The organism is Stenotrophomonas maltophilia R551-3, from assembly GCF_000020665.1.
Classification (GTDB): Bacteria; Pseudomonadota; Gammaproteobacteria; order Xanthomonadales; family Xanthomonadaceae; genus Stenotrophomonas; species Stenotrophomonas maltophilia_L.
Genome location: NC_011071.1, coordinates 1552773 through 1576540 on the forward strand (window position 1 = coordinate 1552773; position 23768 = coordinate 1576540).

Genomic DNA, 23768 nt, shown 5'->3' on the forward strand with positions numbered 1-23768 from the left:
TACCTAATCAATATCGGAGTGCCGGATGGCAAACGATGGGGTACACGATCCAGTCAACACCGGACGTCGGCGTTTTCTTTCTGCCACCACAGCCGTGGTGGGCGCCGTCGGCGTCGGATTCACCGCAGTCCCTTTCATCAAATCCTGGAATCCCAGTGCGCGGGCCAAGCTTGCCGGTGCACCTGTGGTGGCCGACATCAGCGCGCTGCAGGAAGGCCAACGCCTGATCGTGGAATGGCGTGGCCAGCCGATCTGGATCGTCAAGCGGTCCAAGGCCATCCTCGACGCGCTGCATGGGCTGGATGGCCGTCTCAAGGACCCCGAGTCCGGTGAGAAGGACCAGCAGCCGGACTACGTGCTGAAGCAGAACCCCGAGCTGCGTTCGATCAAGCCGGACATTTCCGTGCTGGTCGGCCTGTGCACGCACCTGGGCTGCTCACCGGAAATGGTCGCCGAGATCCGGCCTGAACCCTACGACCCGCAGTGGAAGGGCGGCTACTTCTGCCCCTGCCACAAGTCGCGCTTCGACATGTCCGGCCGTGTCTTCAAGGACGTGCCGGCGCCGATCAACCTGAAGGTGCCCGCGCACCACTACCAGGACGACAACACCATCATCATCGGTGTCGATCCGCAGGGGGCTGCCTGATGGCCAATATCCTCAGCCGTACCGCCAGCGGCGTGGCCGACTGGGTCAATGCCCGGGCACCGGGCCTGATGCCGGTGTACCGCAAGCACGTCAGCGAGTACTACGCGCCGAAGAACTTCAACATCTGGTACTACTTCGGTTCGCTGGCGCTGCTGGTGCTGGTCAACCAGATCGTCACCGGCATCTTCCTGACGATGCACTACAAGACCAACGCCGCCGAGGCGTTCGGTTCCATCGAATACATCATGCGGGACGTGGAGTGGGGCTGGCTGATCCGCTACATGCACTCCACCGGGGCCTCGCTGTTCTTCATCGTGGTCTACCTGCACATGTTCCGCGGCCTGCTGTACGGCAGTTACCAGAAGCCGCGCGAGCTGGTGTGGATTCTCGGCATGCTGATCTACCTGGTGCTGATGGCCGAAGCCTTCATGGGCTACGTGCTGCCGTGGGGCCAAATGTCGTTCTGGGGCGCCAAGGTGATCATCTCGCTGTTCGGCGCCATCCCGGTGATCGGCAACGGCCTGACCGAATGGATCATGGGCGACTACCTGCCCAGTGATGCCACGCTCAACCGCTTCTTCGCACTGCATGTCATCGCCTTGCCGCTGGTGCTGCTGTTGCTGGTGGTGCTGCACCTGGGCGCGCTGCATGAAGTGGGGTCGAACAACCCGGACGGGGTGGAGATCAAGAAGGGGCCGAAGGGCAACCGCTGGTCGCCGAACGCACCGGCCGACGGCATCCCGTTCCACCCGTACTACACGCTCAAGGACGGTGTCGGCGCCGGCTTCCTGCTGATCATCGCGGCTTTCATCATCTTCTTCGCACCTGCATTCGGTGGCCTGTTCCTGGAGCACGACAACTTCACCGAGGCCAACCGCCTGGTGACCCCGGAGCACATCAAGCCGGTCTGGTACTACACCCCGTACTACGCGATGTTGCGGGTGGTGCCGAACAAGCTGGGTGGCGTGCTGGTGATGTTTTCGGCCATCGCCATCCTGTTCCTGGTGCCCTGGCTGGACCGCGCGCGGGTGAAGTCCTACCGCTACCGCGGCGTGCTCTCGAAGGTGCTGCTGGGCGTATTCGCGGTGTGCTTCGTCTGGCTCGGCGTGATCGGCTCCGGCCCGGGCACCGACGCGCATGAGACCTACATCGGGCGGGTGCTGACCTTCCTGTATTTCGCGTTCTTCATCACCATGCCGCTATGGACACGCTTGGACAAGACCAAGCCGGTACCGGAGAGGGTGACCACCCATGACTGAGCGCTGGATGGTCCGGCTGGCCCTGGCGGCCACCCTGATGCTGGGAAGTTTCCTGGCCTCCGCCGCCGAAGGCGGCACCAAACTGCTGCAGGCCGGCAACGACCTCGGTGACCGCGCATCGCTGCAGCGCGGCGCGCAGCTGTACATGAACTACTGCTCCGGCTGCCATGCGCTGAAGTACCTGCGCTATTCGCGGATGGCGCAGGACCTGGGCCTGACCGAAGAGGAGGTGATGAACAACCTCAACTTCACCGGTTCGGCGATCGGTGACCCGATCCCGGTGGCAATGCCCAAGGAAAACGCCGAAAAGTGGTTCGGCAAGATGCCGCCGGACCTCAGCCTGATCTCGCGCGTGCGTGGCAGCGACTGGGTCTACACCTACCTCAAGTCGTTCTATCTGGACAGCAGCCGGCCGCTGGGCTGGAACAACGCGCTGTTCGCCAACGCCTCCATGCCCAATCCGCTGTGGGAAATGCAGGGCCTGCAGCACGCCGTGCACGGAAAGCCGGAAGCGCCGGGCATGGACCCGCCGGTGACCGGCCTGCGCCTGGAAACGCCAGGCAACGTCGATGCCGGCCAGTACGACCAGGCCGTGCGGGACATCACCAACTTCCTCGAATATGCCGGTGAACCGGCCGCACTCAAGCGCCAGCAGCTGGGCGTGTGGGTGATCCTGTTCCTGGCCCTGTTGACCTTCCTGCTGTACCTGCTGAAGAAGGAATACTGGAAGGACGTTCACTGATTCTGCCGCCGGCCATCGCACGGGCCTATTGGCTTTTGTGATGGTCGGTTGCACACTCGGGGAGGAGTCGATCGCTGGCACGGTGCCGGCGGCGCCGATGCGGCAGGCGGTCTCCTGTCGTGGGAGAGCCTTTGATGGCGGCGAGCGTACGCATGCGCAATACACTGACGCTGTTTTCCTCGAACGACGACGTACTGTGCCACCGTGTACGCCTGGTCCTGGCGGCCAAGGGTGTGAGCTTCGATTTCGTTCCGGTCGATCCGCAGAACCCGCCCGAAGACCTGATCGACCTCAATCCGTACCACTCGGTGCCGACCCTGGTCGAGCGCGAGCTGGTGCTGTACGCGGCGTCGGTGGTCAGCGAATACCTCGATGAGCGCTATCCGCATCCGCCGCTGATGCCGGTTGATCCGTTGTCGCGTGCCCGCATCCGGTTGGCCATGCTGCGCATCGAGCACGACTGGGTGCCGCAGGTGCAGGCCATCCAGCTGGGCAACAAGACCCAGGCCGAAGCGGGGCGCAAGCGCCTGAAAGAACTGCTGACGGCCTCGCTGCCACTGTTCAAGGCCAGCAAGTTCTTCCTCAACCCGGAAATGAGTCTTGCCGACTGCGCGATGGCCCCGATCATCTGGCGGCTGCAGTCGCTGGATGTGCCGCTGCCGAAGGACGGCAAGGCGATCGAGGACTACGGCAACCGCATCTTCCGTCACCCTGGTTTCATCCGCAGCCTGACCGATCAGGAAAAGAAACTGCGCGATCTGCCGGTCTGATCCCGTGCGGGATTACCCGTCTGCACGCCGACCGGCGTGCAGGCGATCTGCCCCGGCAGGGCGCCGGGCGCGTACACTTCACGCATGACCGAAGACTTCTTCCACATGACCAGCCACCGCCCGTACCTGCTGCGGGCGCTGGTGGAATGGATCAACGACAACCAGCTGACCCCGCACATCCTGGTCGACGCCGGCGTCCCCGGCGTGCAGGTCCCGCCTTCGGCGGTCAAGGATGGCCGGGTCGTGCTCAACATCGCCGAGCGCGCCGTCGTGCGGCTGATGATCGACAACGAGATGGTGAGCTTCTCGGCGCGCTTCTCGGGCACCAGCTATCCGGTGCAGGTGCCGATCAGTGCCGTGCTGGCCGTCTACGCCCGCGAGACCGGGCAGGGCATGGCGTTGCCGGATGACATTCCCGGCGCCGAAACCGCGCCGACCAGCGACGAGCTGTTGCACGACGAGGACACGCCGCCGGACGATACGCCGCCGGCCAACCCACCGCCGAAGGGGCGCCCGAACCTGCGCGTGGTCAAGTAACCTAGCCGACGCCGCCCCTCAAGGGCGGCGTTTTTCGTTTAATGGCGTAGCGCTGGGTGCCGTCAGGTTGTGGGGGCGAGATGGGGCGGATGCCGACCGTTGGTCGGCACACCGATGCCGCTGTGCTCGCCGGGCATGGTCCGGCGCTACCGCCTAGATGTCCTCGGCATCATCCACGTCCGCACGGATCTGGCTGATCCGTGCTGCACCCGGTCCAGTGAACGAAATCAGCTGATCGCCGCGCAGCACCATGCGCCCGACATGGCGGTCGATGCCATCGTAGGAATACTCGAACTTGAAGGTGCGCTCGAAACCGAGCCGGCCGTCCTCGCCGCGCGACAGGCGCAGGCCGGTAGCGTGCACCGCCTGGTCCAGCCATTGCACGTCGGCGGCACGGCAGGCGTTGCGGCCCAGCTCGACCGCGCGCTCGGCAGCCGAACGCGCAGCGTTCCAGAAGAAGTAGATGATTCCGCCGGCAATCAGCAACAGCAGCAGGGTGGGCATGGGGTCAGCCGTCAGATGTCGATCCCGCAAAGATGGCGGCGAACGCGCGCTGGATCAAGCGCGGGATTCAACGCGTTGGCTGCGCGCCGCCCGAGAGCGGTTGCGGCGGCATGACGACCGGCTGCGGCGCGGGTGCGGGCTGCATCGGCGTTGCTGTTGGTGTGGGCATCACCAACGGCGCGGTTGCGGTCAGCTGCAGTAGTGCCGCCCAGTCCTGGCGGTTGAAGCTGCACTCGTCCTCGCGGCCCGGCGTGCAGCTGGGATCGATGCCGGTGCTGTTGCGCTCACGCGCCGGCGGTAGCTGGATCAGGCCGGTGCGGTCCAGCGGCAGCAGGCGCATCGCCACGGTGTTCATCACATTGCCGCCGACCAGGTACAGCGTCTGGTCGCCGCCGAGATTGGCCGCGACCACCACTTCGCAATGCGACTTCCAGTGGCCGACCGAGCCATTGCCCAGTGCCTGTACCAGCCCGCTGTAGCTGAGCGTGCTGCTGCGGTCGCGCAGGAAGCACAGAAGGTCGCCCGGCGCTGGCTTGGCCGTGGCCGGGTCGACCAGCCGGTAGGGCACGCCTGACGGGCCGCCCTGGTAGGCGGCACGGATGTAGTCGATATGGCGCGGCGAGGTGTTGAAGCCAGGGACGCCGGCACGCACCATCACCCAGGAAATGAACGCCGCCGACCACGGATTGTCGACCAGGAAGGCGCGGCAGTCGCTGTCGGTGTAGCGCGTACCCAGCGGGGCCAGGCAACTGCTGGCGCCGGCGATGCTGCCCATCGCGTTGAGCGTGCCGCTGTCACGCCAGTAGCCGGCCACGCGCCGCCAGGCGATCAGGCCGTTGTCGGCAAGGTGGTCGCTTTCTGCTTCGGTGACGCTGAGGCTGGCGGCGCGCCCATCGCGGTCGATGAAGGGCCGGTACCAGAGCCGATGCTCATTGCAGGCGGTGTTGCGGACGGCCACCGCCAAGGGGCTCAGGCCAAAGCGTGGCGGCACATCGCAGGCTTCGGCGGCAGCCGCGGACAAGGGGGCAGCTGCCAGCAGCAGGCAGGCAGGCAAGAGCATCCGGCGCATGCGCGGCTCCTGTGGGGGATGGCCGCAGCGTCGCAGTGCCGTCGTGAACGCCGGGTGTGAGATCGGGGTCAGATCCCTTTTCCCGAGGAAAAGGGATCTGACCCCAGCCCCGGCCTCAGCCCGGTGGCGGGCCCAGCTTCAGTGACAGGTCGATGGCCTGCACGTGCTTGGTCAGTCCACCGATCGATATGCAGTCCACGCCGTCTTCGGCGATCGAACGCAGGCCACCCAGGCCGACGCTGCCGGAGACCTCAAGTGGAATGCGTCCGGCCGTAATGCGCACCGCCTCGCGGCGCAGATCGGGACTGAAGTCATCCAGCAGGATGCGTTCGCAGCCGGCTTCCAGTGCCTGTCGCAACTGCTCCAGATCCTCGACCTCGACCACCAGCGGCAGCTGCGGCCATTGCCGGCGTGCAGCCGCCACGGCGGCAGCCAGCGAACCGGCGGCACGGATGTGGTTTTCCTTCAGCATCACCGTGTCGTACAGGCCGAAGCGGTGATTCTCGCCACCGCCGCAGCGCACTGCGTACTTCTGCGCCAGGCGCAGGCCCGGCAGGGTCTTGCGGGTGTCGAGGATGCGCGTGCCGGTACCTTCCACGGCCGCCACGTAGCGGGCGGTGGTGGTGGCGGTGGCGGACAGCGTCTGCAGGAAATTCAGCGAGGTGCGCTCGGCGCTGACCAGGCTGCGGCTGCGGCCATGCAGCAGGGCCAGTACGGTGCCGGCGGTGACTGCATCGCCGTCGGCAACGCGCCATTCGATGCGCACATCGGGGTCGAGTGCGCGATGGGTGGCGTCGAACCAGGGGCGGCCGGCGATCACCGCATCCTGCTTGCACAGAAGGTAGGCGCTGTCGGCCTGGTCGGGCAACAGCGCGGCTGTGACGTCGCCGCTGCCGAGGTCCTCGGCCAGCGCACGCGCGACATCGGCGGCGACCACGGCCGCATCCGGCGTCGGCAGCGTGCTCATGCGGCCGGGAAGTCGGCGATCTGCGCGGTGGGGATGGCTTCCTCGGCCAGCAGTACCGGGATGCCATCGTCGACGCGGAACACCTGCTTGCGGTCGCGGGTGACCAGCGCCTCGCGCAGCGGCTGCGCCAGCGGGTTGCCATCGGCCTTGTTCACCGCGCCGGTGGAAATGGCCTTGTTGAGGGCTTCCAGGCCCCCGCCATCCAGCAGGGACAGGGGCTGGCGGGTGTCCGGCGACACCAGCAGGTCGAGCAGCTTGCGATCCATGGTTCTTCGTCTTGCGTGGAAGATGGCTAGAATACGTCTTTAAGGCAGGTGACGGCCAATGACCCCCAACCCGATCGCGCCGCTTGTCGGCATCGTCATGGGTTCCCGCTCCGACTGGGAAACCATGCAGCACGCCGCCCAGAAGCTTGAAGCCCTGGGTGTTCCGTTCGAAGTGAAGGTAGTGTCCGCGCATCGGACGCCGGATGTGTTGTTCAGTTACGCCGAGCAGGCGGGCCCGCGTGGCCTGCGCGCGATCATCGCCGGTGCCGGCGGGGCCGCGCACCTGCCGGGCATGATCGCGGCCAAGACCGCGGTGCCGGTGCTGGGCGTGCCGGTGCAGTCCAAGGCCCTCAACGGCATGGATTCGCTGCTGTCGATCGTGCAGATGCCGGCCGGCATCCCGGTCGCCACCTTCGCCATCGGCAATGCCGGCGCCTCCAACGCCGCGCTGTTCGCCGCGGCGATGCTGGCCAGCGACCAGCCGGTGATCGGCCAGGCGCTCGACGCTTTCCGTGCGCGCCAGACCGAAGACGTGATGGCCCACGACGATCCGCGCCAATGAGCCTGACCGTCGGCATCCTGGGCGGCGGCCAGCTCGCCCGCATGATGGTTCTGGCCGGTGCGCCGCTGGGGCTGAGATTCGAACTGTATGACCCGGCGGCCGACGCCTGCAGTGGCCCGCTGGCGCCGCTCACCGTCGGCGCTTTCGATGATCGCCAGGCGCTGGCGGATTTCGCCGCCAAGGTCGACGTGGTCACCTTCGATTTCGAGAACGTGCCTGCCGACAGCGCGCAGTTCCTGGCTGAGCGCGTGCCGGTCTACCCGCCGCCGGCCGCACTGGCCGTGGCCCAGGACCGGCTGAGTGAGAAGACTCTGTTCCAGCAGCTGGGCATCCCGCTGCCGGCTTTCGCCGACATCCGCAGTCGTGACGAGCTGGCCGCGAAGGCCGCCGAGTTCGGCCTGCCGTGCATCCTCAAGACGCGCCGCCTCGGCTATGACGGCAAGGGCCAGTTCCGGCTGCGCAGCGAAGCCGACATCGACGCGGCATGGGATGCGCTGGGCGCCCAGGTTGAACGCACCGGCCTGATCCTGGAGGGCTTCGTCGCCTTCCAGCGCGAGGTCAGCGTGGTTGCCGTGCGTGGCCGCGATGGCAGCTTCGAGGCCTGGCCGGTCACTGGTAACTGGCACGTCGACGGCGTGCTGTCGGCCAGCGTGGCCCCGGCCGTGCTGTCGGCCGCCGAGCATGAGGCCGCGATCGGCTATGCCCGCCGCATTGCAGAGCACCTGCAGTATGTCGGTGTGTTCGCGCTGGAGCTGTTCTGCCGCGATGGCGAACTGCTGGCCAACGAGATGGCACCGCGCGTGCACAACTCCGGCCACTGGACCATCGAGGGCAGCGAGACGTCGCAGTTCGAGAACCACCTGCGTGCGGTGCTCGGCCTGCCGCTGGGCAGCACCCGCATGCTCGGCCATGCCTGCATGCTGAACTGGCTGGGGGCGATGCCCGACCCGCTTCCGGTGCTGGCCCAGGCCAGCGGCCACTGGCATGACTACGGCAAGGAAGCGCGCGATGGCCGCAAGGTTGGCCACGCCACCCTGCGCGACGATGATGCCGATGCGCTGGCCGATGCGCTGGAGCAGGTCGGCCTGGAGCTGGATCGCCAAGCCCAGGTGGCGCCGGCGGTACACGCGCTGCGCAGCCGCTGAGCCCGGTAGTGCCGGCCGCTGGCCGGCAATGCAACGGTGTGGCGCGCCGGTGCAGGCATCGGCGCAACACTCCCGGTGGTAGCGTGGAACTCCTTTCACTGGAGTCACCGCCATGCTCGACTGGAATGCCTACCGCAAGGAGTTGAAGGGCCGTATCGGCGAGATCGGCAAGCTTTCACCGGATACGGTCAAGGGCTACGCGACGCTGGCCAATGCCGGCGCGCAGACCAATCATCTCGATGCCAAGACCCGCGAGCTGATCGCGCTGGCGGTTGCGGTCATCACCCGCTGCGATGGCTGCATCACCGTACATGTGGATGCTGCGCTGAAGCACGGCGCCAGCCGCGAGGAAATCGCCGAAGCGCTGGGCGTGGCGGTGTCGCTCAATGCCGGTGCGGCGCTGGTCTATTCGGCGCGGGTGATGGATGCCGTGGCCGGGCACGAGAGCGCGTGAGGTCCACCGTGTCGCCGGGCCATGCCCGGCGGATGGCCTCAGCGCAGCTGGCTTTCGGCGAATTCCCAGTTGACCAGCTGCCAGAACGCGTCCAGATAACGCGCGCGGTCGTTCTGGTAGTCGGTGTAGTAGGCGTGTTCCCACACATCGCAGCACAGCAGCGGCGTACTTTCGCCGGTCAGCGGCGTGCCGGCATTGCGGGTGGCTTGAATGCCCAGCTGGCCGCCGGGATGCTGCACCAGCCACACCCAGCCTGAGCCGAACAGCCCCAGCGCGGTACGGTTGAACTCCTCGCGCAGGCGCTGCACGTCGCCAAACTGGCGCTTGACCAGTTCGCCCAGCCGGCCCTGTGGCTCGCCGCCGCCGCGTGGGCGCAGGCATTGCCAGTAGAAGCCGTGGTTCCATGCCTGGGCCGCAGCGTCGAACAGCCGGCCCTGGGTGTGGCGGACGATCTCTTCCAGTGACGCTTCCTCCCACTCGGTGCCGAGGATCCCGGCATTGACCGCATCGACATAGGCGCGATGGTGGCGGCCGTGGTGCAGTTCCACGGTCTGCGCGGACAGGTGCGGCAGCAGGGAGCCGGAGAGGTAGGGCAGGGCAGGCAATTCGACGGGCATGGACGGGTTCGTGGCAAGGGGCGGCGGCGGCCGGTTCCATCGGCTTACAATGGCGGCTACCTTGGGCAGTCTAGCCGACCATCGCGGTCGGTTTGTCCGGCGAAGCAAGGAGTGTGGTTGTGGCGGTAATGCAGCAAATCCAGGCCGAGGTCGATCGTTACCCGCTCGTCTTGTTCATGAAGGGCACCCCGCAATACCCGATGTGTGGCTTCTCCAGCCGCGCCGTACAGGCGTTGATGGCTGCCGGCGCCGTCACCCTGCGCACCGTCAACGTGCTGGAAGAGCCGGAAATCCGCGCCAATCTGCCGCGCTTCTCCAACCTGCCGACCTTCCCGCAGCTGTTCATCAATGGTGAGTTGATCGGCGGCTGCGACATTGTCATGGAACTGTTCGAAGCCGGCGAGCTCAAGCGCATCGTCGAAGAGGCGACCCAGGGATGAGCGCCTGGCCATCGACGTCACCGACGGACGGGGCGCTCGATGGCCGCCCGTTGCAGGACCGTGTGGTGCTGGTTGCCGGCGCTGGTGGCGGGTTGGGCAGTGCCGCAGCGGTCGCAGCGGCTGCCGCCGGGGCCACGGTGGTCCTGATGGGGCGCAAGCCGCGCCGGCTGGATCGCGTCTATGCGCAGGTCCAGGCCGCCGGCCCGGAGCCGCTGCTGTACCCGCTGGACCTTGAGGGGGCCGGCCCCGACGACTATGCCGAACTGGCCCAGGCCCTGCAGCGCGAGCTGGGCCGCCTGGACGGCCTGCTGGTCTGCGCCGCTCACTTTCCGGGGCTGACCCCGTTCGAGCTGGCCGATCCGGCCAGCTTCGCCCGCGCCGTCCACGTCACCCTGACCGCGCCGGCCTGGCTGGCCCAGGCCTGCCTGCCGCTGCTGCGGCAGCGTGAGGATTCGGCACTGGTATTCGCCGTCGATGCGCCGGAACGGGTCGGGCAGGCCTACTGGGGCGGCTACGGCGTGGCCCAGCACGGCCTGCGCGGCCTGATTGCCAGCCTGCACGACGAACTTGGCCGCAGCCCGGTGCGGGTCAGCGGCCTGTATCCCGGCCCGCTACGCACGGCGCTGCGTGCCCGGGCCTATTCCGTTGACCAGGATCCTGCTGCCCAGGGCCCGGAAGCGGCGGCGGCGGCGGCCGTGACCCTGCTGTCCAGCGCAGGGGGCGCGTGGCGCGGGCAGGTCCTTGACGCCAGTGGAATGAACCCGGTCGAGTAAGTCCCGGGGAAAGACGGAGTGAAGAACCCGTCACGATTGCGTTGCGATCCGGTGCCGTTTGTCGCACAACCGTCACATCCGTGGCGTAGCGTGTTAATCTAGTGTTAACCGTTTCGGCAGCTGCCGTTCACGGTAGGGAACCCCAGATAAATGTCCGAACAGCCGCCCGCAAGGCTGCTTGGATGCGCTTTTTTTCCGCCATCGCCAACTCGCATCGAGGCTACCGAAAAATGACTCACCCACTCCGGATGTCCAAGCTTACCCTTGGTCTCGTGGCTGCACTTGCTGCCGCTCCTGCCTTCGCCCAGAGCACCTCTGCCGGTGTCGGCGGCCAGGTCATGTCCGCTGCAGGCCAGCCTGTTGCCGGCGCTGAAGTCACCATCACCCACACCGAGTCGGGCACTGTTTCGCGTGCTACCACCGATGCGTCGGGTCGTTACAACGCGCGCGGCCTGCGCGTGGGTGGCCCGTACACCATCACCATCACCAAGTCCGGTGAAGGCACCAAGACCGAAGAAGGTGTCTTCCTGAACCTGAACCAGGTCAACACGATCAATGCCAACCTGGGCGGCGACCTGGCCGCTACCAACCTGGATGCAGTGAACGTCGTCGCCACCGCGGGTGGCCTGGACCTGTTCAGCGCCACCAAGATGGGCACCGGCACCAACGTCACCCGCGAGACGATGGACGCGCTGCCGTCGGCCAACCGCAACATCCAGGACTACATTCGCCTGGACCCGCGCATCTCGCAGGTCAGCAAGGCTGACGGTGCGATCTCGGCCGGTGGCCAGAACACCCGTTACAACGCCATCCGCATCGACGGCATCAGCGCCTCCGATCCGTTCGGCCTGGGCTCCAACAACCTGCCGACCGAGCGTCAGCCAGTGTCGATGGATGCCATCCAGGAAATCAACATCGACCTGGCCAACTACGACACCACCATCGCCGGTGGTACCGGTGCGGTGATCAACGCCGTGACCAAGTCGGGTACCAACGAATTCCACGGCACCGTGTACGGTTCGTACCGCGACAAGGACATGGTCCGTTCGCGCCTGGAAGGTGACCGTACGGACTTCAACGGCTTCAAGGACGAGAAGACCTACGGCATGACCTTGGGCGGCCCGATCGTCAAGGACAAGCTGTTCTTCTTCACCAACTACGAAAAGTACGAGCGCAGTGGCGGCGGCGTCAGCCTCGGCGATAGCCCGTACAACAAGGCCGGCGGCATCAGCGATGCCGATATCGCACGTGTCCAGAAGCGCATGTCGGACTTGGGTTATCCGGTCGGTGGCATCGGCGCGTTGGACAACAAGACCGAGATCGAAGAATACGCGGTCAAGCTGGACTGGAACATCAACGAGAACCACCGTGCAGCCCTGCGCTACAACAAGATGAAGCAGGACGTCGTCCGCTTCCCGCAGGTCAACAACAGCGCGATTTCGCTGAGCGACTTCTGGTACACGCAGCCGACCGAATACGAAACCTGGATGGGTGAACTGTTCAGTGACTGGTCCGAGAACTTCTCGACCGAGTTCAAGGTCTCGCACAAGGACTACTCGTCCAACCGCGTCGCTGCCTCGCACCTGCCGCAGATCCGCGTGCGCTTCGGCAACAACTCGCTGTACCTGGGTACCGAGCAGAACACCCATACCAATCTGGTTGAGTCGAAGGAGCTGAGCGCCTTCGGTGCTGGTACCTGGTACATCGGTGACCACACCGTCAAGTTCGGTTTTGATTACACCGACAACGACCTGATGAACTTCTACGGCCGCAACCTGTACGGCGCGTATGAGTTCGCCGACCTGGCTGCGTTTGAAGCCGGTACCCCGTCCGCCTACCAGGTGCGTGTCCCGCGCGCTGGCGGCAGCGTGGATGACATCCCGGCCAAGTTCCATCTGAAGAACACCGGCCTGTTCATCCAGGACACCTGGGCGATCAACTACAACCTGAGCCTGATGTTCGGTGTCCGTGTGGACATGCCGGACTTCAGCACGCAGCGCCTGTACAACCCGCGCATCGAGCAGCTGTATGGGTTCAACAATACCCAGCTGGTTGACAAGAAGCTCATCCAGCCGCGTGTTGGCTTCAACTACACCTTCGACAGCGATCGTCCGACCCAGCTGCGCGGCGGCGTGGGCCTGTTCGGTGGCGCTGCCCCGAACGTGTGGCTGGCGGGCGCTTACCAGAACACCGGCCTGAACTACTCCGAGTACAACCTGACCCGTAACCCGGGTGGTTTCAGCTTCGATGCGGACAATCCGTTCATTCCGAACCCGTCGCTGGCGTCGGCGCGCCAGAACGTCGACCTGATCGCCCCGGGCACCCGCCTGCCGTCGGTCTGGAAGGCCAACCTGGCCTTCGATCATGAGCTGCCCTGGTACGGCATCGTGGCCTCCGCCGAGCTGCTGGTCACCAAGGTCAAGGATGGTCTGTACTTCGATCGTCTGGACGTCATGACCCCGAACGCCAAGCGCTCGGTTGGTCAGGATGGTCGTGCGCTGTACTGGAACGACTACGGCATGAATGGCGCAAATGCTGGTCCCAACGGCATGCAGGCTGGCCAGAAGAACGGCCGCGCCTGTGCGGCCACCGATCTGACCTGCCCGGGTGACCGTGTCAACCGTCCGGGTGATATCGGTGATGTGATCCTGCTGCGCAACACCGACAAGGGGCGTGGCTCGCAGGCCACCTTCTCGCTGGCCAAGCCGCTGACGGAGAACTGGGGCTGGTCGCTGGGTTACACCTACACCCAGTCGAAGGAAGTGAGCCCGCTGACCAGCTCGCAGAACACCTCGAACTGGAACAATACGCTGAGCCTGAACGCGAACGACAATGTCGCGTACAACTCGCGTTACGCGATCAAGGACCGTATCACCGGTACCCTGGAGTGGAAGCACAACTTCTTCGGTGACAACGCCACCCGAGTTGGACTGTTCTATGAAGGTCGTTCGGGCCGTCCGTACAGCTACGTCTACTACAACGACGTGAACGGCGATGGCGCGGGTACCAATGACCTGTTCTACGTGCCGAAGGGCCCGGGTGACGTGCTGTTCACCGGCGGCGCCGACATGGAGAAGAAGTTCTTCGACTGGCTGGCGCAGAATCCGGAGCTGGAGGCCTATCGTGGCAGCACGGTGCCGGCCAATGCGCACCGCGCCAAGTGGGTCAACAGCTTCGACGTTCGCATCAGCCAGGAATTCCCGGGCTTCGCGAAGACCCACAAGGGTGAGATTGCGCTGGACATCATGAATGTCGGCAACCTGCTCAACAAGAAGTGGGGCCTGATCGACGATTACGGCTTCTACGCCACTCGTCGCGTTGCCAACTACTCGGGTATCGACCCGGCTACCGGCAAGTACCTGTACAACTTCACCGGCCGTACCGACAACTCCTCGATCCAGGAAAACAACAACGACAAGGGCAACACCGCCGTGTCGCGCTGGTCGATGCAGCTGACCGTGAAGTACAAGTTCTGATCCGTCAGAGCCTGAAGCAGTAAGTGAAAACGGCCGGGGAAACCCGGCCGTTTTCCTGTGTGGTCGAAAGTCCTTGCAGGTCACCTGGCATCGGCGTAGCATCCAGAAATGTGCGCGGTGCCAACGCCGCCGATGCGGTCCCGGAAAGGCGAACGCGGGAAGCACACATCCAACGGTCGGGCTTCCCGGCCGTTTTGCTTTTTAAGGGGGCGGCAGTACAGTCGGAAACCTTGAAGGAAGCGAAAAATTGGACATGACCACGAACGAAAAATCAGCCCGCGCACTGCCGGTGCAGGACGCGCGGATCTACCCGCGCGGTGGGCTGGATGTGCTGTCGCGGGCCGAAGTGGCTCGCCTGCGCGATGCATCTGCCGGCGGCATGCACGAGCTGCTGCGCCGATGCGCGCTGGCCGTGCTGACCAGCGGCAGTGCCTCTGACGATCCGCGCGCGGCGCGCGATCTGTATCCCGATTTCGACATCCAGGTGGCGCAGCAGGATCGCGGCGTGCGTATCGACCTGGTCAATGCGCCGGCAATGGCCTTTGTCGACGGCGAGATCATCCGCGGTGTCGCCGAACTGCTGTTCGCGGTGGTGCGTGACCTGGCCTACATGGCCATCGAGATGGGCCCGGCCTACGCGGCCGAACTGGAGTCGTCCGAAGGCATCACCAACGCGGTGTTCGGCCTGCTGCGCAACGCACGCATCCTCAACCCGGGCGACCCGAATCTGGTCGTGTGCTGGGGCGGCCACTCGATCTCGCGCGACGAATACCTGTACACCAAGCAGGTGGGTTACGAGCTGGGCCTGCGCGGCCTGGACATCTGCACCGGCTGCGGCCCGGGCGCGATGAAGGGCCCGATGAAGGGTGCCACCATTGCCCACGCCAAGCAGCGCCGTACCGTGACGCGTTACATCGGCCTGACCGAGCCGGGCATCATTGCCGCCGAGTCGCCGAACCCGATCGTCAACCACCTGGTGATCATGCCGGACATCGAGAAGCGCCTGGAGGCCTTCGTCCGCATCGGCCACGGCATCATCGTGTTCGCCGGTGGCGTCGGCACCGCCGAGGAGATCCTGTACCTGCTCGGCATCCTGCTGCGCGAGGAAAACAAGGACCTGCCGTTCCCGCTGATCCTGACCGGCCCGACCGTGGCGGCGCCGTACTTCGAGCAGATCGACCGCTTCATCCGCCTGACCCTGGGCGATGCGGCCGCCGAGCGCTACGAGATCGTCATCGGTGACCCGGTCGCGGTAGCCAAGAAGATGGCCAACGGCATCAAGCGTGTGCGCGAACACCGCCTGGCGCAGAAGGACTCGTTCTTCTTCAACTGGTCGATCGAGATTCCGTGGGAATACCAGCAGCCGTTCGTGCCGACCCACGAGGCGATGGCCGCGCTGGACCTGCACCACGGGCGTGCGCCGCACGCGCTGGCGGCCGACCTGCGCCGGGCGTTCTCGGGCATCGTGGCCGGCAACGTGAAGGAAGATGGCATGCGCCGCATCGAGCAGTTCGGGCCGTTCCAGATCCATGGCGATACGGACATGATGCAGGCCCTGGATGGGCTGCTGCGTGCCTTCGTCGAGCAGCGCCGGATGAAGATCTCCGGCGAATACCAGCCCTGCTACCAGGTGCTGGCCTGATCGGCCCGGGGTCGGATCCCATCGGGCTCCGACCCCCGCCCCGGGCGGCCGACAGGGCAGGGCCTGTCAACCCTTTGACGCCGGTCACCCCGGATTGACCGTTCATCCTGCCGCCGCTTGCCGGTGGCAGGGCGATGGCCCATCGTGGCCATCAACACGCTGGGGAGCGTCCAATGTCTTTGCGCCGGCAAAACGGCTTCACATTGATTGAGTTGATGGTCACGCTGACCGTCTTCGTGATCCTGGCGTCGATCGCCTATCCCAGTTTCCGCGGCATGATCCGCTCGAACCGCCTGGCGACCGCCAACAATGAACTGATTGCGCTGACCGGCCTGGCGAGAAGCGAAGGCATCCGCAACAGCCGGGGTGGTGGCGTCTGTGGCAGTACCGATGGCACCGGTTGCGATGGCGAGTGGTCCAAGGGCGTCCTGGCATGGTCGGATCTCGATGGAGATGGCCAGTTGGGGAGCAGTGACACCGTGTTGCGGTTTTCGCAGGGCAACCCTCAGTTGAGCGTGGTGGGGCCTGCGGGCGCGACCATCGCGTTCGACGGTCGCGGCCGGCGCAGGGCGGCTGCGGACCAGACGCTGGTGCTGTCGCCGGACACCTGCAAGACCGGTGAGCCCAAGAGTACGTTGACGATCAACCAGTCCGGCCAGGTCCGGGCGACCAAGGGGACCTGCTCATGAGCCGACGCAACCTTGCCCGCCCGCGTTCCTCGCAGGGCGGTTTCAGCCTGATCGAGGTGATGGTGGCCGTGCTGATCCTTGCCTTCGGACTGCTGGGCTTCGCCTTGCTGCAGACCACCAATGTCCGCTTCGTGCAGAGTGCGAACTACCGTACCCAGGCCACCAATCTGGCCAATGACCTGATCGAACTGATGCGCGCCCAGCGCACCGATACCCTGGCTGGAGGTGCTTACTCCGCCGCTTCGTTCTCGGCCGGCTCGGTGACCGCAAAGGGCGCCTGCGCCTGGCCGACCGGCGCCGCAGTGACGCCGAAGACCAACGTGGCCCGCTGGCAGTGCGAGGTCGTCAAAACGCTTGGCGAAAAGGCCAGTGCGGAGGTGAAGTTCACCCAGAGCACCGGTCAGGTCAGTGTCGCGATCACCTGGGGAGACCAGCGCTGGGACCCCGAGAATCCCGACAGCCTCACCACCTTTGGCTTGACCACTTTCCTGTGAACGTGCCCATGAGTCCGTCTTCGCGAATCCGCGGCCTGTCGCTGATCGAACTGATGATCGCCATGGTCATCGGCCTGGTGTTGATGCTGGGCATCACCCAGATATTCATTGCGTCCCGCGCGGCGTCGCGCCTGTCCGAGGGCGCTGCCCGCACCCAGGAGAATGCCCGCTTCGCGTTGGATTTCCTGCAGCGCGACCTGCGCATGGCCGGTCATTTCGGTTGCGTGAACGACCAGGCACATGTGATCAAGAACACGGGCGATGTCCGCTACAACCTGGGAATCGCTTCCGGCAGCGGTGATCCTCTGGACTTCTCTGTACCGGTACAGGGCTATGAAGCTGCCGGCACCGCGCCGACCAACACCCTGACCCTGGGTCGGGCATGGAGTGCCGCAGGCTCGGTGCCCAAAAGCATCACCGATCTGAAGCCGAAGCCGCTGCCCGGCAGCGACATTCTCGTGCTGCGGCTGCTGAGCCCGGAGGGAGCCGTGCTTGCATCGGCAAGCGTGGACGGTACCGCCACCACGTTGACCGTATCCAGCGACGGCATGGCGCGTCTCAAGGCCAATGCCGCGGGTACTCCCACCGTATTCGCGCTTGCAGACTGCACCCGTGCCGACGTGTTCTCGGGCGCCATCACTGGTTCTACGGTAAAGGTCGACAAGGTCGACCTCACGGGTTACTCGGTCAACAACGCGATGACCATGCTGTACCGCGCCGATGGCCTGGTGTACTACATCGCGACCAACGGCAACAACGAGCCATCGCTGTTCCGGGCACGTGCCAATGGCGCGGGTGGTTACGGTGCCGGCGAGGAGCTGGTGGAGGGCATCGAGAACATGCAGGTCCTGTACGGCCTGGATGCGACGACCGACATCGCTCTGGCTACGCCGCCCACCGGGCGCATCGTCGATCAACGTGTAGCCAGCAGTGTCAGTACCGCTACCGATGCGACGGCAACTGCCGCGTGGCGGCGCGTCGGCATGGTGCAGGTCGGTCTGCTGGCCAGGAGCCCGCAGCGCGCTTCGGCCGAAGCACCGGGTACGGCCGACAACTATCTGGGCGTGCTCGGGGTGACCATCGCGCCGGGCGATCCCTATGATCAGCGTCATCGCGGGGCCTATGAAGTCTCCGTTGCGCTTCGCAACCGCCTGTTCGGGAACTGACGACCATGCGTCCAATCACTCGCTTTCCGCGTCGTTCCTTCTCTGGTCCTGCCCGCCAGCGTGGTGCGGTGCTGTATATCTCGCTGATCCTGTTGATTCTGCTGGCCCTGCTGGGAGTGATAGGCATGCAGGTGGCAGGCATGCAGGAGCGCATGGCATCGGGCTACCGCGCTGGCAGCCTGGCGTTCCAGAACGCCGAGGGTGCAGCGCGCAGTGTCGAGAATGCAGTGGAAAACATCGCCAACCGGAAGGATGCCGGGGACAACCCAGCGGTGTCGGCCTCTGACATCAGCCAGCAGTGCGACGATGGATTCGATCCGTCCGGGTGGGTAGCGAAGACCAAGCTGGGCAGCAAGCCTGCCGTCAATGTCCGTGAAATCCAGGGGTGCATCCAGGGGGAAGGTGCTCTGGACATGGGCAGGTCGGTGGAGAAGCCAACGCCGGTTTACCAGATCACCACCTATGCCGGTGACACAACCGGTGATGCGACGTCGCGTGCGGCGATCGATACCGTATTCAAGCTGTGAGGGTGGGGAACCCATGAAAACGCGCAATCGCAGAATCCTGGCAGGCATCGGCCTTGCTGTTCTGGCCGCTGGTGGCTATCTGGCGCATACCCTGTTTGCCGCCCAGGCTCAGGGTGTGCTGGCACAGGAGCCGATGAACGTGCAGACGCGTGCGACGCCGGCCTTCATCATGGCGGTGGATGATTCAGGTTCGATGAACTTCGAACGCATGTTCCCAGGTGGTGACGGGCGCATGCGCTGGAACAGCAATACGAGTAGCTTCTTCAACAACGATGGAAGCTTCTTCAGCGTTGGCTCGGCATGCGCCAACAACTCGGTAGACTGCTACCTCTACCTCTACCCACATGCGGATTTCAACAAGGAGTACAGCCCAGGGCGCGCCATTCCGCCGCTGGATATCTACGGCTTTGCTCGTTCGCATATCTATAACGCCAGCTATTTCAATCCGGGTGTGACCTATAGGCCGTGGACGAACGCCGATGGCACGCTATGGGCCGACGCGACGATCACCCAGACCCGCGCCGATCCGCGTTCCGGGCAGCGCGGCTACAACGCCGTCTACAACATGACGGTCAATCGCGCTGATACTTCCGAGAAGTTCCAGTTCGTCAACGGCATGCGGATTCCCGACCTTAGTGGTACTGGCAATGAGTACTATGTCGACAGCTGGTGGGACGGTGGATGGAAGACTGCTGGGATCAGCAACACCGGCAACACCACTTATGCGATCAACTATTTCCCGGCCACGTTCTACCTGCCTGCTGCCGCGGATGCACCCGCCGGATACAAGACCGATGACACCAATCGTCCGGTGATCAGCGGTGCCTGTGGCCCGGGCTGCAACATGCGCCGCTACCAGATCAAGTCGGGCAATTACACAAGCCCGGCGGCCTACAACGCGGCAATCCAGAATTTCGCCAACTGGTTCCAGTATCACCGCAACCGTGTGCTGGCCATTGTCGGCTCCTCGACCGCCGCGCTGGTGAGCGTGGATACGATGCGCGTGGGTTACTTCACCATCAACAAGCTCAGCAACGCGACCATGTACGACATGGTTACCAACCGAGCTGACCTGTACAAGCAGATCTACGCCCTGACCGCCAATGGCGGCACGCCCAACCGGCGCGCAGTGGAGTACCTGGTCGACCAGTTCCGGCGGACCGATACCGACGCGCCTGTGCAGCTGGCCTGCCAGCGAAATGGCGGCATGCTGTTCACCGACGGCTATACCAACTCCGGCAATGCGCCGAATGGGTCCTTCGGTGACGCTGACTCGGTGAACTCGACCCATTTGCCATCCATTCCTTTCGCCGATGGCTACAGCAACACCATTGCCGACATCGCGGCGGCCGCCTATGCCGGTGCCCGTACGCCACTTCGCACCGGGACCAGCTTCCCGGCCGGTCAGGTGCCGGTGAGTGACAAGTGCAACACATTGGACAAGGGCAGTCCGGACTGGAAGCGTCTGGACTGCCAGACCGATCTGCACATGAACTTCTATGGCGTGACCCTCGGTGCGCAGGGACGCATCTACGGTGTCAACCAGTCCGCAACCGAGGACCCGTACAAGAACGCGCCAAACTGGGCCGGCAACGGCAATCCGCTGGATGTCGATGACGGTACCGTCATCGATGAGCTGTGGCATGCCGCTGTCAACACCCGCGGTGAGTTCATCAACGCACAGACGCCGGCTGATGTGACCGAGGCCATGCGACGTGTGCTGTCCTCGATCACCGGTGGTGCATCGCCGTCGGGCACGATCGGTATCAGTGGCGCGCGCATCGGCGCAGGCTCGCTGGCGGTCACGCCCCGCTATGACATCACCAACAGTGGCACTGACTGGTCGAGCAAGCTGAGCGCTGCCAGCGTCAAGATTAACGCGGATCAGGTGGCGGAGTTCACCGAGGTATGGGAAGCCTCCAGTCGTCTTTCCCCGTCTGGACGGCGGATTGTGGCAAACAAGGCCGGTGCGCCGGTGGACTTCAACAGTGCCCGGATCAGCCTGCAGGATCTGTGCAGCAAGCCCAGCGGCAAGTACGCATCGATGCTGGTCTGTTCGACGGACAAGCTGACGACGATCAAGGCCGATCTTGCCAGTGCCATCAACTATCTCAGTGCGGACAGTTCAACCGAGGTCCGCAACGGCGGCAAGTACCGTGACCGGACAACACCGCTGGGCGACATCGTCAATTCGGCGCCGGTGGTGAGTTCGCCGCTGGACGACTTTGGTTACCGCCAGCTGGGCGGGACCTTGGCCAAGAGCTACACCGACTACCTTGCTGCCAAAGCCAAATCGCGCCGGTACATGGTCTATGTCGGCGCCAACGACGGCATGCTGCACGCCTTCGACGGCGGCATGGGGGCCGATGCCAAGCAGGACGGTGCCGGTGGCAGCGAGAGTTTTGCCTACATTCCGGCCACGGCGCTTGGTCACATGGCCAACCTGCTGTTTCCCTACAAGTCCGATACGTCTGACCAGACCTTCCGTCATCGTTATTACGTCGATGGCCCGGTTGCCGTATCCGACACCTTCAATGGCACTTCCTGGCAGACCAGTCTGGTTGGCACCACCGGTGCGGGTGGTCGCTCGGTATTCGCGCTGGATGTGAGTGCGCCGGGCAGCTTCGGCACCGGCAACGTGCTTTGGGAAATCAGTGACATCAATTCTTCGCTGAAGGACGAGGTGCGCAACAGCATCGGATTCGTGCTTGGCAAGCCAGTGATCGTGCCTGTGAAGAGCGGAACGGGTGTGGCGTGGAAGGCGATCTTCGGCAACGGCTATGGCAGCGCCAACGGAAAGGCTGTGTTGTTCGTGGTCGACATGGCCAGTGGCGACATCCGGATGATCGAGGCTGTGGAAGGTGCCACCGGCTCCACCGTGTCCGGTGATAACGGCCTGGGCAACGTGGTCGTGGTCGATCGCTGGACGGGTGCGGGTCAGGATGTACGTGGTCGTGACGGATTGGCGGACACGGTCTATGCGGCGGACCAGCGCGGTGCCTTGTGGAAGTTCGACCTGACCAGCAGTGCCAACACCACGCTGACCGTGCCGGTGTTCACCAGCCAGCTCAGCCAGGATTCCTCTGGCAAGAGCTATCGGCAGCCGATCACAGGTGGTATGACTGCTGCAACCGGTCCGTCGGGCGGGGTGATGCTCTACTTCGGTACCGGCAGCTTCTCGTTCACCAGTGACAAGGATGACAAGGCGCAGCAGGCGCTGTATGCGGTCAACGACCTGTCCGGCAAGAGTGTGACCTCGACGCTGACCGCTGCCAATCTGGTTCCCTACACAGCAGCGGCGCCGGCCGCGAACAGCGATGAGCGCAAGATCAGTGCAGGAACGGCCCCGGCCAGTGCGAGAGGCTGGATGATCCAGTTGCCGGCCGGCAACGGTGAGCGTGTTGTCGGCAATCCACTGCTGGTCAGCGGCATCGTCTTCATGCCGACCTACGTGCCCAACATGCAGTCGGTCGGCTGTTCGACCAGTGGCTCGAACTGGCTGTTCGGACTGTCCTCGATCAGCGGTGCGCCAATGCTGGAGAACGTACGCTATGGATCACCGACCGGTAGCCGGCCTGCTTCCGGTACGGCAGCCATTGCATTGAAGACGGGAGGCACTGCGCCAGTGCGTGATGTCTCCTTGTCGGTGCTGCCGCGTCCGACGGACAAGTCCCCACCTGGCGGCAGTTCGTGCTGGATGGCCGCCGGTGCCGCCGGCAGCCAGTCGCTGTATCTGCCTTATCCCTGCGGTCGCCAATCCTGGCGCCAGCTCCAATGATTCCGATGCAAGGAACCCATCACATGCTTGCTGTCTCCTCGCCTCGTCGTGCGGCTGGCTTCACGCTGATCGAGCTGATGATCGTGGTGATCGTCATCGGCATCCTGGCGGCAATCGCAATTCCGTCCTATCAGAACTACGTGAGGCGATCGCATCGCGCGGTGGTGAAGGCGGACCTGGCCGAGTATGCGCAGCGTGCCGAGCGCTACCACTCAAGCAACAATTCCTATTCCGGATTCGCGCTGCCGAGCAAGGTCTCGCCACGCGAAGGCGGAACGGCCCGCTACAACCTGGCGTACAAGGGGGACGGTACAACCTTCACCATCACCGCCACGCCACAGGGCACGCAGACCAAGGACAGCTGCGGCAAGCTGAGCCTGGACCAGGCCAACCGCAAGACGGCTGAAGCGACCCTTTCGGACTGTTGGTGAATCGGGTGTTGATCTTCCGGTAAACGGTCAGTACAATGCGCCTCCCCGCCCGAATAGCTCAGCCGGTTAGAGCACTTGACTGTTAATCAGGGGGTCGTTGGTTCGAGTCCAACTTCGGGCGCCAGATACTGCAAAAGCCGCGAGAAATCGCGGCTTTTGCTTTTTTGCGCGCATGTTCAGCAAGGCATGTCGCGGTCCACGCGTTCACTGCGTGTGCGCCCGCCGTTGTTGACCACCAGCTTGCCATGCAGCTGGCTGCCGGCGCAGATGCGCAGGGTGAGATTGGCGCCGGGGCTGCGCCCGTCGGCCTGGAAGAACAGCTGCGGGCGGCCACTGCTGGCCTGGGCCAGGATCAGGACATCGGAACGCCCGCGCTGGTGCGTCAGTACCACGTCGGATGATGACGGCGGTCCTCGCCGGGTGCCGCTGCGGTAGACGATCCAGCCGGTGCTCCAGTCGCTGGTGCAGTGCAGTCCATCATCGCTGGCGCACACGCCGATCAGCTCCCGCCGCTTCAGGGCTTCGCTGCGGGCACTGGAAAGACCCGCATGCAGGCTCAACTGCAGGGCATCTGCGCGCTGCCGCAGCAGCAGGGACTGCAGGGAGGGCCAGCCGGCCGCCAGCAGCACGGCCAGCACCGCCACGACCGCCAGCAGCTCGACCAGGTGCATGCCACGCGATCCGTGGGTGCAGGGGGGGGAGGGCGCGCTCATGTGCTCAGCGTCCCCGCCCGACACTGGGTGCGCCATCGGGCATTGCCGTCCCGGAGCGCCGGATAACCCCTCAGCCGGCCGTCACCCCTTGCCTCGTATAC

General features: G+C 64.7%; 24 protein-coding genes and 1 tRNA gene. 19 read left to right on the plus strand and 6 right to left on the minus strand.

Annotated elements, in window-relative coordinates; translation table 11 throughout:
- The first annotated feature begins 25 nt into the window (after positions 1–25).
- The 5 genes from petA (at position 26) to SMAL_RS07005 (ending at position 3954) form a co-directional block, all read left to right on the plus strand.
- Positions 26–646 (plus strand): ubiquinol-cytochrome c reductase iron-sulfur subunit, encoded by a 621-nt coding sequence (petA, locus tag SMAL_RS06985; RefSeq protein ID WP_004151998.1) that lies wholly within the window; start codon positions 26–28, stop codon positions 644–646.
- The gene (locus SMAL_RS06990; RefSeq protein WP_012510592.1) at positions 646–1905 is read left to right on the plus strand and encodes a cytochrome b; all 1260 of its coding nucleotides are present in this window, start codon (positions 646–648) and stop codon (positions 1903–1905) included. The genes petA and SMAL_RS06990 overlap by 1 nt, the downstream gene beginning before the upstream one ends.
- Positions 1898–2647 (plus strand): cytochrome c1, encoded by a 750-nt coding sequence (locus SMAL_RS06995; RefSeq protein WP_012510593.1) that lies wholly within the window; start codon positions 1898–1900, stop codon positions 2645–2647. The genes SMAL_RS06990 and SMAL_RS06995 overlap by 8 nt, the downstream gene beginning before the upstream one ends.
- A gap of 134 nt (positions 2648–2781) precedes the next feature.
- Positions 2782–3417 carry a glutathione S-transferase N-terminal domain-containing protein gene (locus SMAL_RS07000; protein WP_004152019.1) on the plus strand — a complete coding sequence of 212 codons (636 nt, stop codon included), beginning with the start codon at positions 2782–2784 and terminating at the stop codon, positions 3415–3417.
- A gap of 84 nt (positions 3418–3501) precedes the next feature.
- The gene (locus tag SMAL_RS07005) at positions 3502–3954 is read left to right on the plus strand and encodes a ClpXP protease specificity-enhancing factor (RefSeq protein WP_004152036.1); all 453 of its coding nucleotides are present in this window, start codon (positions 3502–3504) and stop codon (positions 3952–3954) included.
- A gap of 153 nt (positions 3955–4107) precedes the next feature.
- Here the strand turns inward: SMAL_RS07005 and SMAL_RS07010 are convergent, their stop codons facing one another.
- The 4 genes from SMAL_RS07010 to SMAL_RS07025 all read right to left on the minus strand — a co-directional run bounded on the left by SMAL_RS07010 (position 4108) and on the right by SMAL_RS07025 (position 6760).
- Positions 4108–4458 (minus strand): DUF3301 domain-containing protein, encoded by a 351-nt coding sequence (locus SMAL_RS07010; protein ID WP_012510594.1) that lies wholly within the window; start codon positions 4456–4458, stop codon positions 4108–4110.
- Between the two features lie 67 nt (positions 4459–4525).
- Positions 4526–5527, minus strand: coding sequence for a DUF2272 domain-containing protein (locus SMAL_RS07015; protein ID WP_012510595.1), 1002 nt, complete (start codon positions 5525–5527; stop codon positions 4526–4528).
- Positions 5528–5642: 115 nt separating this feature from the next.
- A complete protein-coding gene (gene nadC / locus SMAL_RS07020) occupies positions 5643–6494 on the minus strand; it encodes a carboxylating nicotinate-nucleotide diphosphorylase (RefSeq protein WP_012510596.1) in 852 nt (283 codons plus the stop codon).
- Positions 6491–6760 carry a Trm112 family protein gene (locus SMAL_RS07025; RefSeq protein ID WP_012510597.1) on the minus strand — a complete coding sequence of 90 codons (270 nt, stop codon included), beginning with the start codon at positions 6758–6760 and terminating at the stop codon, positions 6491–6493. The genes nadC and SMAL_RS07025 overlap by 4 nt, the downstream gene beginning before the upstream one ends.
- A 58-nt stretch (positions 6761–6818) precedes the next feature.
- Between SMAL_RS07025 and purE the strand changes: the two genes are divergently transcribed.
- From purE to SMAL_RS07040, 3 genes are all read left to right on the plus strand, one after another.
- On the plus strand, positions 6819–7322 hold the full coding sequence (purE, locus tag SMAL_RS07030; RefSeq protein ID WP_004152080.1) for a 5-(carboxyamino)imidazole ribonucleotide mutase: 504 nt from the start codon (positions 6819–6821) through the stop codon (positions 7320–7322).
- Positions 7319–8467 carry a 5-(carboxyamino)imidazole ribonucleotide synthase gene (locus SMAL_RS07035; protein WP_012510598.1) on the plus strand — a complete coding sequence of 383 codons (1149 nt, stop codon included), beginning with the start codon at positions 7319–7321 and terminating at the stop codon, positions 8465–8467. Before purE ends, SMAL_RS07035 begins: the two co-directional genes overlap by 4 nt.
- A gap of 112 nt (positions 8468–8579) precedes the next feature.
- A complete protein-coding gene (locus SMAL_RS07040; protein WP_012510599.1) occupies positions 8580–8921 on the plus strand; it encodes a carboxymuconolactone decarboxylase family protein in 342 nt (113 codons plus the stop codon).
- Positions 8922–8959: 38 nt separating this feature from the next.
- On the opposite strand, the gene SMAL_RS07045 is transcribed toward SMAL_RS07040, so the two are convergent.
- A complete protein-coding gene (locus tag SMAL_RS07045) occupies positions 8960–9538 on the minus strand; it encodes a superoxide dismutase (RefSeq protein WP_012510600.1) in 579 nt (192 codons plus the stop codon).
- 119 nt (positions 9539–9657) lie between these two features.
- Between SMAL_RS07045 and grxD the strand changes: the two genes are divergently transcribed.
- From grxD to SMAL_RS07100, 11 genes are all read left to right on the plus strand, one after another.
- Entirely contained in the window at positions 9658–9978 is a 321-nt protein-coding gene (grxD, locus tag SMAL_RS07050) for a Grx4 family monothiol glutaredoxin (protein ID WP_004152129.1), read from the plus strand.
- Positions 9975–10751: an SDR family NAD(P)-dependent oxidoreductase gene (locus SMAL_RS07055; protein ID WP_004152130.1), complete on the plus strand. Its 777-nt coding sequence runs from the start codon at positions 9975–9977 to the stop codon at positions 10749–10751. The genes grxD and SMAL_RS07055 overlap by 4 nt, the downstream gene beginning before the upstream one ends.
- A gap of 230 nt (positions 10752–10981) precedes the next feature.
- Entirely contained in the window at positions 10982–14227 is a 3246-nt protein-coding gene (locus SMAL_RS07060; RefSeq protein WP_012510601.1) for a TonB-dependent receptor, read from the plus strand.
- A 253-nt stretch (positions 14228–14480) separates the two neighbouring features.
- Positions 14481–15869: a nucleotide 5'-monophosphate nucleosidase PpnN gene (gene ppnN / locus SMAL_RS07065; protein WP_004152180.1), complete on the plus strand. Its 1389-nt coding sequence runs from the start codon at positions 14481–14483 to the stop codon at positions 15867–15869.
- 173 nt (positions 15870–16042) lie between these two features.
- On the plus strand, positions 16043–16558 hold the full coding sequence (locus tag SMAL_RS07070) for a GspH/FimT family pseudopilin (RefSeq protein ID WP_004152181.1): 516 nt from the start codon (positions 16043–16045) through the stop codon (positions 16556–16558).
- Entirely contained in the window at positions 16555–17052 is a 498-nt protein-coding gene (gene pilV, locus SMAL_RS07075) for a type IV pilus modification protein PilV (protein ID WP_004152182.1), read from the plus strand. Before SMAL_RS07070 ends, pilV begins: the two co-directional genes overlap by 4 nt.
- Before the next feature lie 8 nt (positions 17053–17060).
- Positions 17061–18218 carry a PilW family protein gene (locus SMAL_RS07080; RefSeq protein ID WP_004152183.1) on the plus strand — a complete coding sequence of 386 codons (1158 nt, stop codon included), beginning with the start codon at positions 17061–17063 and terminating at the stop codon, positions 18216–18218.
- Positions 18219–18223: 5 nt separating this feature from the next.
- Positions 18224–18745: a pilus assembly PilX family protein gene (locus SMAL_RS07085; protein WP_004152184.1), complete on the plus strand. Its 522-nt coding sequence runs from the start codon at positions 18224–18226 to the stop codon at positions 18743–18745.
- A gap of 13 nt (positions 18746–18758) precedes the next feature.
- Positions 18759–22523: a pilus assembly protein gene (locus tag SMAL_RS07090; protein ID WP_004152185.1), complete on the plus strand. Its 3765-nt coding sequence runs from the start codon at positions 18759–18761 to the stop codon at positions 22521–22523.
- Between the two features lie 23 nt (positions 22524–22546).
- Positions 22547–22954, plus strand: coding sequence for a type IV pilin protein (locus SMAL_RS07095; protein ID WP_004152186.1), 408 nt, complete (start codon positions 22547–22549; stop codon positions 22952–22954).
- A gap of 47 nt (positions 22955–23001) precedes the next feature.
- A tRNA-Asn gene (locus SMAL_RS07100) sits at positions 23002–23078 on the plus strand.
- Positions 23079–23130: 52 nt separating this feature from the next.
- Here SMAL_RS07100 and SMAL_RS07105 read toward each other — a convergent pair.
- A complete protein-coding gene (locus SMAL_RS07105; RefSeq protein ID WP_012510602.1) occupies positions 23131–23625 on the minus strand; it encodes a GspH/FimT family protein in 495 nt (164 codons plus the stop codon).
- Between the last annotated feature and the right edge of the window lie 143 nt (positions 23626–23768).

Bases quoted from the DNA above. Each gene is read 5' to 3' on its own strand.
- petA (WP_004151998.1), top strand. From the start codon at position 26: ATGGCAAACGATGGGGTACACGATCCAGTCAACACCGGACGTCGGCGT.
- SMAL_RS06990 (WP_012510592.1), top strand. From the start codon at position 646: ATGGCCAATATCCTCAGCCGTACCGCCAGCGGCGTGGCCGACTGGGTC.
- SMAL_RS06995 (WP_012510593.1), top strand. From the start codon at position 1,898: ATGACTGAGCGCTGGATGGTCCGGCTGGCCCTGGCGGCCACCCTGATG.
- SMAL_RS07000 (WP_004152019.1), top strand. From the start codon at position 2,782: ATGGCGGCGAGCGTACGCATGCGCAATACACTGACGCTGTTTTCCTCG.
- SMAL_RS07005 (WP_004152036.1), top strand. From the start codon at position 3,502: ATGACCGAAGACTTCTTCCACATGACCAGCCACCGCCCGTACCTGCTG.
- SMAL_RS07010 (WP_012510594.1), bottom strand. From the start codon at position 4,458: ATGCCCACCCTGCTGCTGTTGCTGATTGCCGGCGGAATCATCTACTTC.
- SMAL_RS07015 (WP_012510595.1), bottom strand. From the start codon at position 5,527: ATGCGCCGGATGCTCTTGCCTGCCTGCCTGCTGCTGGCAGCTGCCCCC.
- nadC (WP_012510596.1), bottom strand. From the start codon at position 6,494: ATGAGCACGCTGCCGACGCCGGATGCGGCCGTGGTCGCCGCCGATGTC.
- SMAL_RS07025 (WP_012510597.1), bottom strand. From the start codon at position 6,760: ATGGATCGCAAGCTGCTCGACCTGCTGGTGTCGCCGGACACCCGCCAG.
- purE (WP_004152080.1), top strand. From the start codon at position 6,819: ATGACCCCCAACCCGATCGCGCCGCTTGTCGGCATCGTCATGGGTTCC.
- SMAL_RS07035 (WP_012510598.1), top strand. From the start codon at position 7,319: ATGAGCCTGACCGTCGGCATCCTGGGCGGCGGCCAGCTCGCCCGCATG.
- SMAL_RS07040 (WP_012510599.1), top strand. From the start codon at position 8,580: ATGCTCGACTGGAATGCCTACCGCAAGGAGTTGAAGGGCCGTATCGGC.
- SMAL_RS07045 (WP_012510600.1), bottom strand. From the start codon at position 9,538: ATGCCCGTCGAATTGCCTGCCCTGCCCTACCTCTCCGGCTCCCTGCTG.
- SMAL_RS07055 (WP_004152130.1), top strand. From the start codon at position 9,975: ATGAGCGCCTGGCCATCGACGTCACCGACGGACGGGGCGCTCGATGGC.
- SMAL_RS07060 (WP_012510601.1), top strand. From the start codon at position 10,982: ATGACTCACCCACTCCGGATGTCCAAGCTTACCCTTGGTCTCGTGGCT.
- ppnN (WP_004152180.1), top strand. From the start codon at position 14,481: ATGACCACGAACGAAAAATCAGCCCGCGCACTGCCGGTGCAGGACGCG.
- SMAL_RS07070 (WP_004152181.1), top strand. From the start codon at position 16,043: ATGTCTTTGCGCCGGCAAAACGGCTTCACATTGATTGAGTTGATGGTC.
- pilV (WP_004152182.1), top strand. From the start codon at position 16,555: ATGAGCCGACGCAACCTTGCCCGCCCGCGTTCCTCGCAGGGCGGTTTC.
- SMAL_RS07080 (WP_004152183.1), top strand. From the start codon at position 17,061: ATGAGTCCGTCTTCGCGAATCCGCGGCCTGTCGCTGATCGAACTGATG.
- SMAL_RS07085 (WP_004152184.1), top strand. From the start codon at position 18,224: ATGCGTCCAATCACTCGCTTTCCGCGTCGTTCCTTCTCTGGTCCTGCC.
- SMAL_RS07090 (WP_004152185.1), top strand. From the start codon at position 18,759: ATGAAAACGCGCAATCGCAGAATCCTGGCAGGCATCGGCCTTGCTGTT.
- SMAL_RS07095 (WP_004152186.1), top strand. From the start codon at position 22,547: ATGCTTGCTGTCTCCTCGCCTCGTCGTGCGGCTGGCTTCACGCTGATC.
- SMAL_RS07105 (WP_012510602.1), bottom strand. From the start codon at position 23,625: ATGCACCTGGTCGAGCTGCTGGCGGTCGTGGCGGTGCTGGCCGTGCTG.